Source organism: Metabacillus niabensis, assembly GCF_902829255.1.
GTDB lineage: Bacteria > Bacillota > Bacilli > Bacillales > Bacillaceae > Metabacillus > Metabacillus niabensis.
Map to the genome: position 1 here is coordinate 1 of NZ_CADEPK010000020.1, position 18,706 is coordinate 18,706.

Consider the following 18,706-nt stretch of genomic DNA (forward strand, 5'->3'; position numbering starts at 1 on the left):
CCGCTAATCTTTGGGAGCAAGCTCCCTCAGATTCGCTCGACTTGCATGTATTAGGCACGCCGCCAGCGTTCGTCCTGAGCCAGGATCAAACTCTCCAATAAAGTGTTTGACTTGCTCATTGTGTACTTAATAGTACGATTTGTTGTTAATCGAAATTAACGTTGGCACGCTTGGTTTTGTTTAGTTTTCAAAGAACATTCATTTCGCAACTTCTTTCAGAAGCGACTTTATTAATATATCATATCAATCAGCGCAAGTCAACAACTTTTTTCTTTATTAAGTAAGTTGTGTTTTCCTCTCTTGCTGACTTGTATAACTATATCAGTATTTTTATATAGAGTCAACAAATAATACATTCCAAATCCAGGAAAAAATCTCCCTTATAAAGAAATCACTCTTGTTCTTACTCAAATAAATAAAAGAGGGCATTTCTGCCCTCTCCCCTCAATAAACATTTTTATGCTAAGAATATAAAGTATAGAATGAATATTACAAACAAACCGTACATGACTGGATGAATTTCTTTAGCCTTACCTTTTAATGCCATTGTTATTGGATAGAAGATAAATCCGACAGCAATACCTGTAGCAATACTATAGGCTAATGGCATTATGATAATCGTAAGAAAAGCTGGTACTGCGATTTCAAAACGATTCCATTCTATGTTTCCAAGTGATGCAACCATTAATGCACCTACAATAATTAATGCTGGAGCTGTTACTGCAGATGTCACTACTCCTAATAACGGAGAGAAGAATAAAGCTAACAAAAATAGAATTCCTGTAACTACAGATGCAAGTCCTGTTCTAGCACCAGCAGCAACACCAGCTGTTGATTCAACATAAGAAGTTGTTGTAGATGTCCCTAATATAGAACCCGCAACAGTTGCAGCCGCATCAGCAAATAACGCTTTGCCTGCACGTGGTAATTTATTATCCTTCATCAAACCTGCCTGATTTGCGACAGCAACTAATGTACCAGCCGTATCAAAGAAATCAACAAATAAGAAAGTTAATATAACAACTAGCATTTGAACCGTAAAAATTTGGTCAAGATTCATAAATGCCTGGCCAAATGTTGGAGCTAGACTTGGCACTGTATCGACAATTTTTTCTGGAAAAGGGATTTGGTTAAAAATCATCCCGACAACAGCGGTAATAACCATAGCATAGAAGATTCCACCCTTAACACCTTTAACCATTAAAATAACCGTAACGATAATCCCAAAGACAGCTAGTAATGTTTGTGGATTTGTTAAATCTCCTAATCCTACTAGTGTCGCATCATTATTTACTATAATTCCTGCGTTTTGCAAACCAACAAATGTAATGAAAAGACCGATCCCAGCACCTACAGCAAATTTTAATTCAGCAGGTATGCTGTTAATTATTTTTTCACGAAGACCTGTTAATGTTAAAACAACGAATACGAGACCTGAAATTAACACACCAGAAAGAGCTGTTTGCCAAGGTATCCCCATTGTTAATACAACTGTATAAGAGAAAAACGCGTTTAAACCCATTCCTGGCGCAAGTGCAACAGGATATCTAGCAATTAACCCCATTAACAGCGAACCGATCGCTGCGGCTATAGCAGTTGCAGCGAAAACTGCATTCGGGTCCATTCTCAATTCATCTGGCAAGTCAGTAATTGAACTCATTGACAATGTCGCTGGGTTAACAAACAAGATATATGCCATAGATAGAAACGTAGTTAATCCACCTATTAATTCTCGACGATAAGTTGTTCCCAATTCATCAAATTGAAAGTATTTTTTCATTAAGGTAGTGCCTCCCTAACAAGTAATTAAGTCGTATAATTGGGGAATTCACTATAAATAAGTTGAAAAGTGCTAAAACAAATAAAAAAGTGCTCACCATAAAAGTTGAGCACTTGACTAACAAATTATCAATACATAGGAATATCATTCCTGAATATTAACACTCGTAGTCAAGCTATTTACGGCAGCTTGGTAGAAACTTTTGGGCCATATCCCCAAGATTATACGACGTATTTCGACTATTTCCTTCTTTTTTATCTTATCAGTCTATTATCAAACAGTCAATAAAAAAACGAACATTATTTTGAATAATGTTCGTTTTGTTCGTGTTTTTTATTCCCACTCGATTGTTGCAGGTGGCTTACTTGTAATATCATAAACAACTCTGTTAATGTGTTTAACTTCATTTACAATTCGTGTCGAAATAACCTCTAATACATCCCAAGGAATTCTCGCCCAATCAGATGTCATCCCATCAATAGATGTAACTGCACGAATTCCAATTGTATAATCGTACGTTCTAGCATCTCCCATTACCCCTACGCTACGGATATCAGGTAGAACAGTGAAGTATTGCCAAATATCACGTTCTAAGCCAGCTTTTCTAATCTCCTCACGAAGAATATAATCTGATTCACGGACGATTTCAAGCTTCTCTTCAGTGATTTCGCCTAATACACGAATACCAAGACCAGGTCCTGGGAATGGTTGTCTCCACACAATTTCATCAGGAATTCCTAGTTCAGTCCCTAATGCGCGAACCTCATCTTTAAATAATGTGCTTAATGGCTCAATTAGCTCGAACTCCATATCTTCTGGAAGACCACCAACATTATGGTGTGATTTAATTGTTTGAGCTGTAGCTGTTCCACTTTCAATGATATCTGTGTAAAGCGTTCCTTGCGCTAAGAAGTCAATTCCTTCTAGCTTTGCAGATTCATCATCAAAAACATAAATGAATTCATTTCCAATAATTTTACGCTTTTGTTCTGGATCAGAAACACCTTTTAGTTTATTTAAGAAACGATCTTTAGCATCTACTTTTATTACGTTCATGTTAAAACCTTCACTGAACGTTTTCATAACGCCCTCCGCTTCACCTTTACGGAGTAGACCATGATCAACGAAAATACATGTTAGTTGGTCGCCAATTGCTTTATGAATTAATACAGCAACTACTGAAGAATCGACCCCACCACTTAAAGCACATAAAACCCTCTTATTGCCAACTTTTCGTTTTAATTTTTCTGTTTCCATCTCAATGAAATTTTCCATTGACCAATTTCCTGAGCAATCACATACTTCAAATACAAAATTCTTTAATAAATTATTACCGTATTCGGAATGGCGTACTTCTGGGTGGAATTGAACACCGTAAAACTTACGCTCATTATTACTCATTGCAGCATATGGGCATGATGTGCTTGTTGCATCAACTTGGAAACCTTCCGGAATTTCCTTTACAAGGTCACCATGGCTCATCCAAACTACTTGTTGGTTTGGTAAATCTTTAAATAATCCGTGCTGACCTTGAACTTCAATCGTTGCTTTTCCATACTCACGATGGTCAGCCGCTTCAACAACACCACCAAGCTTATGTGTCATTAGTTGCATTCCATAACAAATCCCTAAGACCGGGATACCTAAATCAAAAATCGCATCATCACAAGTAAAGGCATTTTCACCGTAAACACTATTAGGCCCACCTGATAAAATAATACCTTTAGGGTTCATTTTTTTTATTTCGTCTGCCGTTAATGTATGAGGGTGTAGCTCACTGTACACACCAAATTCACGGATTCTTCTTGTAATTAATTGATTATACTGACTTCCAAAATCTAAAACCACTACCATTTCATGAACGTTTGCCAATTTTGTCACCTCATCCGTAGTTATCAAGCAATATTATTACGTATACATCTATCAAAACGCAAGCCCGTCGATAGTCTAGCTAGTTCATTGTGTACTTCATAAAAAAGCTAGAAAAAAAACTAGAACCCCGCCTTCACAATAAGAAGGCAGAATTCTAGTTTTAAAAACGTACAATTCTGCCTTCATAGTCAGGAAATTTTCGGTTACCCGGTAGAGACTCTCGAACCATATTATCGAGGATATATGAAGGTTAATATAATTTTTTCTATTCTATCAATCTCTAAGGTAATAATCAAGATGATGTCTTTTTGATTAAATTTTCCCACAATTCCGCCGATTTTACCCATTCTTTTTCAGCATCTGTACGACGATACAATGCTCTCTCATAGTTTTCTGTTAAAATGGTCATCGACTTATCCTGAAATACATGATCGATCGTGTGAGCATATTCACGAAGCGTTTGGCTATCCTTACGCTTCATTCCCTTCCGTTCTAATTGCTTTAACAAAGATTGAAATGCGTGGAAAAACACTTCTTCATCATGGCGATTTTTATATTTTCGAACAATAAAATGTGCAAACCACTTCAATCTTGTTTTATATAAAACAAAGCCAGCAATTAGAATAATGACTAGCAGGCTATAAACGAATGCACTGCCGATTCGCATATCTAAAAGAGAAGACTCCTGATTTTCTGCAGAGGCTGTAGCTTCTTCTACCTCTTTCTCCGTTTGCTTTTTTTGTTCTTCCTTTTCCGCTTCAGCTTGTTGTGTTTCTTCCTCAGGTGTTTGTTGTTGCTGCTCAGGTACATCTTCCGTTTCATTTGATTGTGTTTCATTCGATACTGTATAAGGATTTATGAACCCTTTCGTAGGCTCAAACGGCACCCAGCCAACACCTTCAAAATAAACTTCAACCCATGAATGGGCATTATTATTCGTCACCTTATATTCTCTTTCTGTTTCATTAACAACGTCAACAAAATCTCCTTCGGTATAGCCTTTAACCCACCTAGCAGGGATATCGACAGCTCTGAGCAAGACAATCATAGAAGTTGAGAAATTATCACAATAGCCTTTTAATGTTTCAAATAGAAATTGATCAACATAATCCTGTTCTCCCTCAGGAATTGCCACATCGTCCTTATCGTATGTGAAATCAGCTGAACCAAGATATTCTTCTATCGCTTTTGTTTTATCATATTGATTCGTCTCATTCATCGTAAGACGGATTGCCAAATCTCTTACACGGCTAGGTAAGGAGTCTGGCAGCTGTGTATAACGTTGATGAATCGGATCAGACTCAGGTAAATTCTGCACCTTTCTCATTTCATCCAATGAGTATGTAGGCAGATTATAGGTTACCTTGTAGCTCTTAAACTGCTCTCTCGATCCATCATTTTCAGGAAATGGCGTTATTAACTCTGTATTTGGATTTAAATAGAAATCTAAATTGTTTTCAGTTTGAATTGAAGTTACTCCTAAAGGATACATGAGATGAAAATGACGATAATTATTGTTAAAGGTTACAATTGATTCAAGCTGCTTCGTTTTTACTGATTCATCTGTCCAAAACAATTCATCTTGAATATTCGTAATCTCCTCAAAGTCATTCTCTTGTTCTGATGCTATCCAACCCTTACCTGTATAAACATCCTTTGTTTCGATTCTCCAATAATGCCGTTCACTTGAAATATGTGTGAATACTTCTGTATCATCCTCAACAAAGCCACCACCAAGATTTTCATCACTCTCACTATAACCGATTTTTTTCCTTCCACCAATTCCCTCTTCTCCATTTCCAACAGCAGTTAAATAAGGAACGGGGTCAGGCCATTGTGGTGATGCCTTCGGGGCTAACATCGCTACAACCATCGAAAGCACTATAAAAGCAAAAAGTGGCAATAACCAGCGAAAGAAAGCTAATCCTTTCATTTGCAAATTCTCGATTTTTTTTAGTCGGTCAAAGTAAAGCATCCCCAACATAAAAAATCCAATTAGTACAGTCCGAACAATTGCAAATGTAGCATCATACTGAGTAAAGGTGTCTAAAACCGTTATATAAAGTAAGGTTAAAACAAAGAATATTAAGATTCTTTTTTGGATCAGTACCCAATAATGAATTAAATAAACAAGCAGCCATAGTAAAATAAAAAATAGTAATGTTCGATAGGATGCTGTCATGCTCATCCAATTCGCGGTTGGAATTAATTGAATATTATTTACGGTATCCTCTATCAAATCAGTTAACCAACCAAAGCTTAAAAACACTCCTTGATAAAACATTCCATGTAAGATAAATAGAATGATAATAATTTTTACAGGAAAGGATAAATACCAGCGAGCTTTGAATAAGATAAGCAAAAAACTCACCGCTATAAAAAAAATGAAGACAAACGTATTAGCTGTATTACTAAATACGTTTAAAGGCCTTAGCCACTCCCATAACAATAAAAAGGCAAAAAGATAATAGATTACTGCAGCCGATTTCTCAACATACGAAGTTTGAGTTGTCATGAGCTCATCACCTCTTTATGACTTGTATGCCCCGTTACTACGTTTACCTCGATGTGACGTTTAGTTAGCCGTTCAATTAACACTTGCTCCTCTTTTGTCATAGCATCCTGTTTTATGACAAAGACGACGAACATTTGCTGACCTCCGCCAAGGTATTCAATTCTTCTTACAAAATCAAGCGTTATATGACCCGTGACAATGATGTTCGTTACCTGTTTCATCTCCGTATTCAATAATCCGCCCTCTAATAGGGAAGAAAGAGGTTTTCTTATATCACAGTCAACTTTCGCTAAGTGATAAAAGATATTTTTTAAATGTTGGTCATCAGCCTTTAAGGGAAAAATATGTTTTTGACTTCCAATTGAAATAAAACCAACCCTTGCCCCACTTTTAAGCAGCGAGCGGACTAACGATGCTGAATATAAAACAATCCTCTCAAAAACATCAGATTGAACACGGTCCATAATAATGACAACATCATGACTTTGTAGTTGCTCAAATTCCTTTGTCATTAACGAATCTCTTCTAGCTGTTGCTTTCCAATCAATCCAGGCAAATTTGTCACCTGGCTGATATTCCCTTATTCCAACTGCTATCGTTGAATCTTGTAAGTATCTAGCTTTGTTAGAAGACATCCCTTGTTCAAATTGTCTTTGCTTTGGCTTGTAAGTTACGTCAATTGTAGAAGGGTACACAAGAAAACGATGCTCGACATGTACAAATACCTCTTTTTCGATTAGTCCGAATAGGTCACCTGTTCGTAATCGAATCGTTGATAAATGATGCTCCCCACGCGGTATTTGCTGCAAAACATACTCATATGAAAGCTCTCTCTTAAACCACGGGAAAAACATTTTCTTCGGCTCAGAAAGTTTCCTGCTGCTTTGTAATCTATCTGTTAACTCATCCTCTACAATTAAATAAAATAATGGAAACGGAATTTTTCGTTTAACTGTAATGGTTGCCACAAACCTTTGACCATAGGTGAATTGTTCTTGATTTACCTTTCTCGTTACTTCAAAGGAACGAACTGGATAAATTAATAATAATAATGAATAAATCGCAAAGGGCATAAAGCTATAGAATAGAAACCAGCTTACAAAACCGCCTTGAAACATCGCGTAGCTAAAGGCCGCTAACGTAAGCAATAAGAGGGAAATAAACTTCCAACCGATACGAATTTTCCGCAAAAATCTATTCATTTATGACTTAACGTCCTTTGAACAGGAACAGTTGTTTGACTAATGATTTCATGAATAATTTTTTCTACAGAATTCCCCTCAAACCGTGCTTCAGACCTTAAAATAATCCTATGTGGGAGCGCATATTGTGCTAAATATTGAATATCATCCGGGATCACATAATCTCTTCCATAAAGAAATGCATAAGCTTGCGCCGCCTTCATTAATGCAATAGATGCACGCGGGCTCGCCCCCAAATAAATAGACGGATGCTTTCGCGTTTTCCCCGTTAATTCTATAATGAAATGTTTAATTGTTTCATCTACATATACATGTTGGATCTCATTTTGAAGCTCTGCCAATTCCTCTTTCGTTATTACACTATCTAATTGATAAATAGGCCTTTCCTTTTCTGCTAAGGTAAGCACTTCAAATTCCTCAGCCTTTGTTGGATAGCCCATTCTTAGCTTAAACAAGAATCGATCTAGCTGAGCTTCTGGTAATGGATAGGTTCCTTCATAGTCAACAGGATTTTGTGTTGCCATAACAAAGAAAGGCTTTGCAAGAATCCGAGTTGTCCCATCAACTGTAATACTACCTTCTTCCATTCCTTCTAATAAAGCTGACTGCGTTTTCGGAGACGTTCGATTGATTTCGTCTGCAAGAATAATATTCCCAAATATTGGACCTTCTTGAAATTCAAACCTTAGCTCCTTTGGATTATAAATCGAGACTCCTGTTACGTCTGATGGCAATAGATCAGGAGTAAACTGAATCCGTTTAAACTCAGCTCCTACTGATTTAGCTAGTGCGCGTACCATCATTGTCTTCCCAACACCTGGCACATCCTCAAGCAACACATGGCCATTTGCTAGTAATGCGACTAGACTTAAAATGCTTATATCTCTTTTCCCTATTATAACTTTATCTATATTATCAATAACTCGACCGAGTTTTGGATGCATCGCTTCAGTTTGAGACATACTTTTCCTCCTAGTTGGATTCTATATTTCCTATTATAGTATTCTGATTGTTTTATCAAAACCCTTTTGTATTTCCAATTCATACGTTAAATTAATTGACAATCTATATGTTCCAACATCTCTCTAAAAACACTTATTCTACCAATTTATATCATCAATACTTTAAACATATCAAGCTTTTTAACCTAAATACATCATTGAAATGATTCTATTTGATTTCCTATGATTGGAGATTAAAAAAATAAACAAAGCTTTGGTGAAATGATGGAATCGACCTTAATAAAAGCTGATTAAGGTTATGCAGTTCTTTCAAGATGACTCACTAAACACGTGGATTAACTATTGACAAAATAATAATTTGAATATTCTGCGATTTCAATTCGTACTTCTTTCTTATTATATCACTTTTACTAGTTCTTTTGTTTTTCTAAGAAAAACGTCTTCTTTTTTGATAGATTTGATTTTTAATTCTACACATATGGGGATTTTCAGTTAATTAATTTACAAATAATAATTTCTATTCAAGCCATTTATAGTGTTAATAAACTTTTGCGAAGCTCAAAAATAGTAAATGGCAATCAATAAAAATCACAACTTTGGTCACATATGTATTTAGGGATAATTTCCCGTCAACTATTAAAATACACATGTTAAAATAAAAAATGTTATCTTTTACCAGCGGAAGGGAGGTGGATGGATATGGAACAAAGTAGTGCTGGCTTTTGGATACGAGTTGCGGCTTCTATAATAGATGGTCTGATTATTTCCGGTATTTATCTTATTCTCGTACTTTTAGCATTTATGACGCAATTTGTCTCAAGTGCACTTCAATATATCGTTTCACTAATTACTCTTATCTATTTGATTGCGGGGCCAATTTGTTATTTAGCGTTAATGCCACTTACTAAATATCAGGCAACCTTCGGAAAACACTTCTTAGGGTTAAAGATTATAAATGAACAAGGAGAAAAGATAACAGCAGGCCAGTCATGGGGTCGTGCCTTTTCTTATATCTTAAGTGCTATGATTGCTTATATCGGCTATATAATGGTTGCTTTCACAGAAAGAAAAAGAGGCCTCCATGATATTATTGCAAATACATATGTTGTAAAGAAGAAGCAAAGTCAACTTCAAAGTTCAAATGATTTAAATCTTTAAACTCAACCATTAAAAAGGGCCTTTCATGCTCCAAAGCACGAAAAGCCCTTTTTATACTATCTTTATCTCTTTCCTTTATCGTAAATTTCTCCTAACGCTCTTGGCGCACGGTTTGATTTAGAGAAAAAGATTAAAAGGAATAAAGTTAAAACATAAGGTAAAATCATAAATAAATCAGTGTAGCTGCTCGGTAACTCCATTAATTGACCGATATACGTTCCCCCTGATCTCGCAAATCCGAATAGTAAGCAGGCTGCAAGTGTAGGGAGAATCTTCCAGTTACCGAAAATTAGCGCTGCAATCGCTAAATATCCATATCCCATATAAATGCTTGATGAAAAGTTAGCAGAGATCGAATAAGCAAAACACATACCGCCTAGACCTGATAATACACCAGATATTAAAACCGCACCAAATCTAATTTTTGCTACATCTACTCCTGCAGCATCAACTGAATGCGGATTATCCCCACTCGCTCTTAAACGCATTCCATATTTTGTTTTATATAAAACATACCAAGCTAAGACGGCAATCACGATGATAATAATTTCAAATGGATAAATATTTGTAAACACCGCACCAATCACAGGTATATTTGCTAAACCTTCGATCGTAAAACGCTCTGATACACCTAATTGAAACTTATCAGAAGTAGCACCAAACACAAGACTGTTTATTTGTGTTGTTAAAAATGTCGTCAAGGCTAATGCCAAAATATTAATGACGACACCGCTTATAACTTGATTCGCCTTAAACTTTATACTTAGCAATGCATGAAGAACGGAAAATACCATTCCTCCTATCATTGAAAACAATAAAGCGAGATAAAACAAATTTTGCACATCTGTTCCAGAGAAATTTGCAATTAAAACGACTGATAATGCCCCAATAAAAGCACCAAAACCTTGGAAGCCTTCAATAGCTAAGTTTGTAATTCCGCTCTTTTCGCTATATATACCTCCAATCGCCATGATAAAAAGAGGCAGCGCAAAGGATAATCCATCTATAATTACTGTATCCATTATTCTTGCCCCTCCTTTCGCTCCGCATCTTTTTCTTTCATTCGACTTACCTTGTATTTCAAGTAAGCACCACAAGCACTAAACAATAGTATTAATCCGACGATCACGGAAGCAATCTCTTGTCTAATTCCCGCCATTGAACTCATGTACGTATTACCTTGGTTAATGACTGATATTAAAAATGATGAAAAAATAACACCAATTGGGTTCGAGTTCCCTAATAAAGACACGGCAATTGAATCGAAGCCAATGCTTGATAATACTTTCGGTTGAATGGAAGCAAAATAGCCTAAATAATAGGTAACACCTGCTAAACCTGCAAGACCACCTGATAGAACCATTGCTAGCACTGTATTTTTCCCAACATTCATTCCCGCATATTTTGCTGCATTACGATTTGTTCCAACTGTTTTAATTTCATAGCCAAGTACTGTTTTATCCATTACAAACTTTAATAGAATCGCAACAATAATAGCCAAAATAAACCCTAACGGAATATCCATTTTCAAATTGCCCATTTCAACATTCACTAACGTTAATCTCGATTCCTCGGTAATATAACGAGATTGTCTTGAAACAGGGTCAATATAATACATTTGGATAAAAAAGCTGACGACATATTGAGTAATATAATTCAACATAATCGTTGATACTACTTCATTAATATTAAACTTATATTTTAGCCAGCCAACTAAACCACCCATTAATGCTCCAGCAGCTATCCCGATAATAAAGACAAGTGGCTTTGCAATCATTGCATCTAAGCCGCTATAGCCAACAATAATTGTAGCTAAAAATCCTGAAAAGAGCATTTGCCCTGAAACACCAATATTAAACAACCCTGCTTTAAAGGCAACAGCAACCGCCAAGCTCGCAAAGACTAGCGGTGTCATTGCATTTAATAGGCTTAAGAAATCAGTAAACATGCTCTTATAGGCTGCATAAGAAGGCTTCGGCATGATTCCGGCTCCTTGCAGAAGGTTAAAGAATGCCTGCAACGGATTTTTCCCAATTAAAAGAATAACAATTGCAGCTGCAATAAAGCTAAGTAAGATGGAGTATAACGGAATAGAAATTGATTGCCATTTTTCATGACTAATTGGCCACGCAAGAACTCTACCGACTTTTTGTATAAACTTTTCTTTTTGTGTATCATTTCGTTTACTCATGTTTTGCCCCCATCATATACTCGCCTACTTCATTATTCGTTAACGTATCTCTACTTGCAATTTTTTGAAGTTGGCCGTTATATATAACACCAATGGTATCTGCAACATTCATAATCTCATCTAGCTCTAATGATACAAGAAGAATTGCTTTACCTTTATCTCGTTCTTGAATCATCATCTTATGAATATTTTCAATTGCCCCAATATCCAATCCACGCGTTGGTTGAACAAAAATCATTAATGGTGATTGTAATTCAATTTCTCGGGCAATAATAGCCTTTTGCTGATTACCACCACTCATTGAACGAACTTGTGTCTTAATGCCTTGTCCGCTTCGTATATCATATTTCTCTATTAACCTACTGCCATGCTCATGAAAAGCTTCTTTATTTAAAATTCCACCTTTAGAAAAAGGCTCACGATAATACTCTTTCAACCCTATATTGGTCGCCAAATCAAAGTCCAACACAAGTCCATAGCTTTGTCGATCTTCAGGGATATAAGAAATTCCGCTTTCTGTTCTTTTTCTTACACTTTCATTCGTTATATCCTTACCATTTAAGAAAATATTCCCACTGCTCACCTTTGTTAATCCAGCAATTGCATCTGCCAATTCAACTTGTCCATTATCTGCCACACCGGCAATGGCAAAGATTTCGCCGCCACGAATAGAAAAAGAAACATCCTTTACAACCTCAAAACCATCTTCATTTTTTACTGTTAGATGGTCTACCTTCAATACTTCCTCTTTAAATTCAGCTGGGCGCTTTTCAGATTCAAAGGTCACTTCTCTACCTACCATAAGCTGAGCCATCTGTTTTGTAGATGTTGTCTTTACATCCATTACATCGATTAATTTTCCCTTGTTTAATACCGCACAACGATCTGCTACCTTTTTGATTTCATCTAGCTTATGTGTTATTAAAATAATTGTTTTTCCAGCTTTTCGTAACCCTTCAATAATAGTAAGCAAGTAATCTATTTCTTGAGGAGTTAAGACAGCAGTCGGTTCATCAAAAATAAGAATTTCCGCTTGACGATAAAGCACCTTTAAAATTTCTACACGCTGTTGCATCGAAACATTAAGGTCTTCTATTTTTTTTGTAGGGTCTACTTCTAACCCATAATCCTTCGATAGGTCCTTGATTATGCGATTTGCATTTCGAATATCTACATATGGAAAAAGGCCAGCAAATTTTTTAATCGGTTCAACACCTAAAATGATATTCTCTGTTATTGTATAATCCTCAACTAGCTTAAAATGCTGATGCACCATCCCAATGTTAAGCTTCGCCGCATGATTTGGAGAGCTTATTTGGACCTTTTCACCGCGAATGTATATTTCGCCTTCATCAGGCTCATACATTCCTCCTAAAATACTCATAAGGGTTGATTTTCCCGCTCCATTTTCTCCAAGCAGAGCAAAAATTTCCCCTTTTTTAATTTGAATTGTTACATCATCATTTGCCACAATTCCAGGAAATCGTTTAGTAATATGCTTCATTTCTACAATATAATCAGACATTTTACGTCCCCTTTATCATAGTGATTGAAAAACAGAAAAGAAGTTTACCATACCCTACAAACATAAATTAGGAAATGATAAACTTCTATAGGTTCATTTCATCATAGTCTCTTAACTCTGGATTTTATAACCCTGGAAACTTATCTGGAGTATGCCCATTGAAATTAGATGCAGGTACAACTTTACCTTCTTTAACTAATTTATAAGCTTCATCAATTTTTGAAATTGTATCCTCTGATAACTGATGACGACCTTCTTCTTTTACATAACCAGTAGAATCAGTATCTGCTTGAAGAACGACGTTTCCACCTTTAAAGCTTCCATCAACAATTGAGTTTAATGATTTCTCAACATTAGTGCTCATAACCTTTAATCCAGACGTTAACACGATATTTTCTGAACCATTTACACCGTCATCAAATTGGTCAACATCACAACCAATTACTTTCACATCTCCACCAGCCTCTTTTGCAGCTGTGAAAACACCATTACCTGATCCACCTGCAGCGACGAAGATAATATCTACACCTTCATCGATTAAAGCATTACCAACAACCTTACCTGTCGCTTCATCTGAGAACGTTCCTACATAGTTTCCGCCAACATCTTCGTTATTTACATCCACACCTGCATAAGCTGGTAGTTCAACAACCTCAACTTTTTTATCATATACTGCATTTACATAATTCACACCAGATTCAAAACCAAATTGGTAGTTTACATTTGAAGGATATGCAATTCCGTTTACAACCGCTACTTTATTTGACTTTGTTTCTAATGCAGCAGCCATTCCTGCGAAAAATCCACTTTCCTGCTCAGCAAATGTCATCGCGTAAATATTATCGAATTCCTTTTGTTCACCTTGAGCAGCTGGTTCTGAGTCAATTAAAATAAATTTCTTATCAGGATTCTCTAAAGCAATGCTTGAAATACCTGCAAATTGGAAGCCTGGAGTTACAATGACATCATAATCTGCCACGATATCAGCAACAGCTTGAACAGCAGCTGCGGGATCACCAGTTTCTTCACGAATAGCCTTTACAGTCGCATCTGAATTTTTTTCAATAAAACTTAAAATTCCATTGTAGTTATCTTCATTGAAGTTCCCATCATCTACACCAGAAGGACTTGTTACAATTGCAATTTTTAACCCTTTTTTACCATCATCTGAGCCTGCTTCATTATCTTTTGCTTCATTATTTCCACAAGCAGCCATGAAAACAACCATTAAAGCAGTAAATAATACCATTAGCATTTTCTTATTCAACATAGTCTTTCCCCCTATATATCTTTTAAAATAGTTTTATATTTTGCTGTAAATAATGAAAAAAGCCCCGTATACACCGGAGCTTGACTTTTGGTAGATATATAAAGAGAAAGATGCATGCATTTTCCCCTTACAATATATATACAACCTCGTAGTCAAGCTATTTATGGCAGCTTGGTAGAAACTTATGGACCATATCCCCAAAATTATACGAGAACGTTATTTAATTTTTACAAGTTCATCTTATCATCAGTCATTCCGTCCGTCAAGAAAAAGACGAATGTTTCTTTTTAAAAAATCATCATTGTTCGGGAATAACTTATCATTGATTGAATTTTCATATAATTAAAAATTCTACCGTGTTGAAAACGCATCCAAATTCCGCTTACTTTCCATCTATTCTAGATTCCTCTTCTTCATTCTTTTTCTCCAATTCCTTTTACTTGACACTCTCACTTACTTTTTGTAAGTTTCTAATATAACTTACAAAAAGTAAGTACATTTTTAAGGAGGTTCAAAAAAATGAATTCATTAATAAAACAAGATTTATCTACAATTATTAGAGATCGCCATTCTGTAAGGAAATACGATGCAAGTTTTAAAATACCTAGAGAAGAAATCGAAGAAATTCTAAGTGAAGCTATTTTAGCTCCGTCATCAAGTAATCTTCAACCATGGCGCTTCATTGTAATCGATGATCAAGAGGTTAAAAAAGAGCTTCGTCAAATCGCCAACAATCAGGAACAGGTTGAAACATCTTCAGCAATTATTGCTGTATTAGGTGATAAGGAAATGTATCATAATATTGAAAAAGTATATAGAAGCAACTATGAGGCTGGCTTCATGAATTTAGAAACAGTCGAACAGATTATTCAAAATTCAAAAAATTATTATACCCAGGCATCAGAAGAAATTCGTAAAAACATTGCATCCTTTGACACTGGCTTAGTCTCAATGCAGCTGATGCTTATTGCCAAGGCTAAAGGATATGATACCGTTACAATGGGTGGCTTTGATAAGGAAAAATTCATGAAGAAATTTAATATTACTGATCGATATATGCCTATCGTTTTAATTGCAATAGGGAAGGCTGCAGCACCAGCATACCAAACAACTCGAATTCCGCTTAAAGAAATTATTGAATTTATTTAATAAGAGAAGTAAAGGATAGTACAGATGCAGCGTTTTCAGTTAAAGGATGCTGTTCTATCAGCTAGGTCTCATTAGAGCAACAAGAAGCTTTATTACATTTTTTAATTAAAGTGAGGGCAATAAAAATGGCTAAATTATATATTCAATATCAACAACCAAAAGACAAAGCAGGATTTGATGAGTATTATCTTAACACACATATGCCCCTTGCCAAGTACGTTCCAAACATTAAGGCAAGTAGTATTGATCGTGTCATCCAATCGCAAAATACTACCTTAAATCTATATATGATTGTAGTAATTGAATTTGCAGATCTTCCAACACTTCAGAGTGCCATGGCTACACCTGAATGGAAGGCTGTTATGGAGGATGCTAAAAACTTAGAAAAGTTTTTAAATGAGCCGCCAATTATTATGATTACACAATAAAATAAGCTTTACTCTATAGGAAAGAGAGTAAACCCTCTCTTTCCTAATTTTTCTCCATTATTAAATTTTTGTAGCTGAGGCTCTCATTTGCTCAATCCAGCTTTGGCGTACTTCATTTTCAATTGGACTGTTATTATTTTTAAAATAACGAATCATATAAAATCCATCAGATGCCAATATACTTAACACAAGTTCATGTAATAAACGGTCATTATTTATTATTTTTGTTTCGATAATCGAATGATTTTCTTCCTGTTCAATAATAGCTCCGTATTCCAGATTATTCTCACTTAAATAAATATCTGTATGCTCAGCAATCGAATCCGCATTCATTTCCGTAAAATAGTCGACGGTAAATCTCTCTGAAGTCACAAACATAAATCTCTCTTTCTCAGGATAATAACCAATAAATTCGCTATCACTATATAGATAGTATGTCGCTGGCAAAAAACCATCTAACGTAAATGGTTTAATAAACCTTTTCATATTTTCATAGTACTGAGCGGCAGCAGGTACAACCGCTTGCTCATAAGGGAGGATTTCACCTTCCGTATTTAAAAATAGTTCACTAAACCTCGAATACTTTGTAATCCAAATTTGACTACCCTCAGTTTGAATTTGTACATAGTAGCTTGAAATATTATTTGGGTTTTCTCCATTTTCATCATTTTTATTTACACAAGTATATAAATATCTATATAGTTCAAGGGATTATAAGTGCTAATTCCATATTCGTACTAGTAATTGGGATTGTAATATCAGCTGTTGCTACAATTTTACCAACGGAATTATGGTATAATATGTCAAGTTTATTGATACCAGTCATCATTTATAGCTTACTAGCATTATTAGCTTTTTATGTAACGAATAAAATTACAAAAAAATAAAGTCTTTTAACACATATTTTAGTTAAAAAAATGCTTCATAAGTAAAACTTAATTTTTTCTAAAATCATCGTGTGCTGACAAAGTCCTTTATAAAATAAAATGGGCGATGCTATTATAGCACCGCCCATTTTTCAAGTATTCCAAAGCCTCACACATCGAACACGATACTACTTAATTTAGCAATAATGTAGCATGTTAACTGTGTAATGAACTCGATATTCACCGTAATCTCACTTAGCGATTATCAACCTTTTCAGGATACAAATCATGATTCATCAACCGATATGCAGCCATTTCCTCATATTTCGTTCCTGGTTTACCGTAATTTGTATAAGGATCAATCGAAATACCACCACGAGGAGTAAATTTCCCCCACACTTCAATGTAGCGTGGATCCATTAGTTCAATTAAATCATTCATAATGATGTTCATACAGTCTTCATGGAAATCACCATGATTTCGGAAGCTAAATAAATATAATTTTAACGATTTGCTTTCAACCATTTTTATATCAGGGATATAACTAATATAAATTGTTGCAAAATCTGGTTGACCTGTAATTGGACATAATGAAGTAAATTCCGGACAATTAAATTTTACAAAATAATCACGGTTCGGATGCTTGTTATCGAATGTTTCCAAAATTTGCGGAGCATATTCAAATAAATAGTTTACTCCTTGATTCCCTAAAAGAGTAACATCTTTCATTTCTTCTTTTTTTCTACCTGCCATAATCGGATTCCTCTTTTCTTTACTTATTAATTGCTTTTATATTTTTGCGACAGATGCAAGCTTTTCGAGAGGTTTGCTAAAAAGCAGAAGTCTCGAAATTAGCATCCAAATTTAAACACCACGTTTATTTCCCCAAACTAACGTATGGAGCTGAGGTAACACACGGACTTGATTTAACTCTTTATCCTCGATTACTTGCTCAACTAATGATTCATATTTATTTAACAGTTTCTGTACAAGCTTTGCCGTATCAGCCTCATGTATATCTTCATTTCCAACCTGTAAGTACATTGGAATGTTAGAGTATCGATGATGGATTTCCCTTGCATATTGTAAATCAGCTTCATCAAAAATCACGACTTTTAGACTAATTGACTGTTGATTCGTTTGATTAACTAGTTTATTGATAATCTCATCTAGCTTAACAAAATCAGTTTTCATTCCTGAGCTAGGAGGCTTCGGTGAAATTGTCAAATCATCAATATCCTTCAACCACTCTTGATATTTACTTCCTTGTGTCTCAATTGCTATTTTTACCCCTTTCCTTTTTAGCAATTGAACTAACTCAGCTAAATTTGCTAAGAGAGCAGGGTTACCACCAGAAATGGTTACATGTGAAAAACGATCGCCACCTAATGCCTCCAACTGTTCCCAAATATCATCTGCTGTCATTTGTTTAATATCAGCTTTTGCTGAGCCATCCCAAGTAAAAGCTGAATCACACCAGCTGCAAGAATAGTCACAGCCAGCTGTCCGCACAAACATTGTCTTTTGACCAATGACCATTCCCTCTCCCTGGATAGTTGGTCCAAAAATTTCTAATACAGGGATTTTTTTCATTGTTTCTCCTCCTTATATTTCGGACGAAAAACAACATAGCTTGTTGGCGTTTCTCTTACAAATACTTGAACACATTTTGGCTTGTTAGCTTTTGTATCTAATTCCTTTTGAACAACTTCCCAAATCGCTTTCGCAACTCCTTCAGTTGTTGGGAAATAATTAGGATCATCCTTTGAAAAAAGCTCTGTATGATCA

The 18,706-nt window shown here is 35.5% G+C and carries 16 protein-coding genes, 1 rRNA gene and 3 riboswitches; of the genes, 3 read left to right on the forward strand and 14 right to left on the reverse strand.

Translation table 11 applies throughout. The features are described 5' to 3' along the window. The 6 genes from HU235_RS04170 to HU235_RS04195 all read right to left on the reverse strand — a co-directional run. Positions 1–101 (reverse strand): 16S ribosomal RNA (locus HU235_RS04170); the annotation flags it as partial. Positions 102–457: 356 nt separating this feature from the next. Continuing rightward, a complete protein-coding gene (locus HU235_RS04175; RefSeq protein ID WP_174879415.1) occupies positions 458–1,780 on the reverse strand; it encodes an NCS2 family permease in 1,323 nt (440 codons plus the stop codon). Positions 1,781–1,927: 147 nt separating this feature from the next. Beyond that, a riboswitch (purine riboswitch) is annotated at positions 1,928–2,029 on the reverse strand. An 84-nt stretch (positions 2,030–2,113) separates the two neighbouring features. Continuing rightward, entirely contained in the window at positions 2,114–3,661 is a 1,548-nt protein-coding gene (gene guaA, locus HU235_RS04180) for a glutamine-hydrolyzing GMP synthase (RefSeq protein ID WP_174879416.1), read from the reverse strand. A gap of 156 nt (positions 3,662–3,817) precedes the next feature. Further along, positions 3,818–3,919, reverse strand: a riboswitch (purine riboswitch). A 25-nt stretch (positions 3,920–3,944) separates the two neighbouring features. Next, entirely contained in the window at positions 3,945–6,167 is a 2,223-nt protein-coding gene (locus HU235_RS04185) for a transglutaminase TgpA family protein (protein WP_174879417.1), read from the reverse strand. Next, the gene (locus HU235_RS04190; protein WP_174879418.1) at positions 6,164–7,369 is read right to left on the reverse strand and encodes a DUF58 domain-containing protein; all 1,206 of its coding nucleotides are present in this window, start codon (positions 7,367–7,369) and stop codon (positions 6,164–6,166) included. The genes HU235_RS04185 and HU235_RS04190 overlap by 4 nt, the downstream gene beginning before the upstream one ends. After that, positions 7,366–8,331: an AAA family ATPase gene (locus tag HU235_RS04195; RefSeq protein ID WP_095302214.1), complete on the reverse strand. Its 966-nt coding sequence runs from the start codon at positions 8,329–8,331 to the stop codon at positions 7,366–7,368. The genes HU235_RS04190 and HU235_RS04195 overlap by 4 nt, the downstream gene beginning before the upstream one ends. Positions 8,332–9,030: 699 nt before the next feature. Between HU235_RS04195 and HU235_RS04200 the strand changes: the two genes are divergently transcribed. Then, the gene (locus HU235_RS04200) at positions 9,031–9,489 is read left to right on the forward strand and encodes an RDD family protein (protein ID WP_174879419.1); all 459 of its coding nucleotides are present in this window, start codon (positions 9,031–9,033) and stop codon (positions 9,487–9,489) included. Between the two features lie 62 nt (positions 9,490–9,551). Here HU235_RS04200 and HU235_RS04205 read toward each other — a convergent pair whose 3' ends face one another. From HU235_RS04205 to HU235_RS04220, 4 genes are all read right to left on the reverse strand, one after another. Beyond that, positions 9,552–10,511, reverse strand: a complete 960-nt coding sequence (locus tag HU235_RS04205) for an ABC transporter permease (RefSeq protein ID WP_095302215.1) — start codon at positions 10,509–10,511, stop codon at positions 9,552–9,554. Next, positions 10,511–11,680: an ABC transporter permease gene (locus HU235_RS04210; protein ID WP_174879420.1), complete on the reverse strand. Its 1,170-nt coding sequence runs from the start codon at positions 11,678–11,680 to the stop codon at positions 10,511–10,513. The genes HU235_RS04205 and HU235_RS04210 overlap by 1 nt, the downstream gene beginning before the upstream one ends. Beyond that, positions 11,673–13,205, reverse strand: coding sequence for an ABC transporter ATP-binding protein (locus HU235_RS04215; RefSeq protein ID WP_095302217.1), 1,533 nt, complete (start codon positions 13,203–13,205; stop codon positions 11,673–11,675). The genes HU235_RS04210 and HU235_RS04215 overlap by 8 nt, the downstream gene beginning before the upstream one ends. A 124-nt stretch (positions 13,206–13,329) precedes the next feature. Then, entirely contained in the window at positions 13,330–14,475 is a 1,146-nt protein-coding gene (locus tag HU235_RS04220; RefSeq protein WP_095302218.1) for a BMP family lipoprotein, read from the reverse strand. A 129-nt stretch (positions 14,476–14,604) separates the two neighbouring features. Further along, a riboswitch (purine riboswitch) is annotated at positions 14,605–14,706 on the reverse strand. A gap of 288 nt (positions 14,707–14,994) precedes the next feature. Between HU235_RS04220 and HU235_RS04225 the strand changes: the two genes are divergently transcribed. Together HU235_RS04225 and HU235_RS04230 are read left to right on the forward strand one after the other, a co-directional pair. Next, on the forward strand, positions 14,995–15,624 hold the full coding sequence (locus tag HU235_RS04225) for a nitroreductase family protein (protein WP_174879421.1): 630 nt from the start codon (positions 14,995–14,997) through the stop codon (positions 15,622–15,624). A gap of 125 nt (positions 15,625–15,749) precedes the next feature. Further along, a complete protein-coding gene (locus HU235_RS04230; protein WP_174879422.1) occupies positions 15,750–16,052 on the forward strand; it encodes an EthD family reductase in 303 nt (100 codons plus the stop codon). 60 nt (positions 16,053–16,112) lie between these two features. Here HU235_RS04230 and HU235_RS04235 read toward each other — a convergent pair whose 3' ends face one another. The 4 genes from HU235_RS04235 to HU235_RS04250 form a co-directional block, all read right to left on the reverse strand. Next, on the reverse strand, positions 16,113–16,538 hold the full coding sequence (locus tag HU235_RS04235; RefSeq protein WP_174879423.1) for a hypothetical protein: 426 nt from the start codon (positions 16,536–16,538) through the stop codon (positions 16,113–16,115). Positions 16,539–17,173: 635 nt separating this feature from the next. Then, a complete protein-coding gene (gene queF / locus HU235_RS04240) occupies positions 17,174–17,671 on the reverse strand; it encodes a preQ(1) synthase (RefSeq protein WP_174879424.1) in 498 nt (165 codons plus the stop codon). Positions 17,672–17,782: 111 nt separating this feature from the next. Continuing rightward, on the reverse strand, positions 17,783–18,511 hold the full coding sequence (gene queE / locus HU235_RS04245; RefSeq protein ID WP_095302990.1) for a 7-carboxy-7-deazaguanine synthase QueE: 729 nt from the start codon (positions 18,509–18,511) through the stop codon (positions 17,783–17,785). Then, positions 18,508–18,706 (reverse strand): 6-carboxytetrahydropterin synthase (locus tag HU235_RS04250; protein ID WP_174879425.1); only part of this gene is annotated, 199 nt, incomplete at its 5' end. The genes queE and HU235_RS04250, both read right to left, overlap by 4 nt.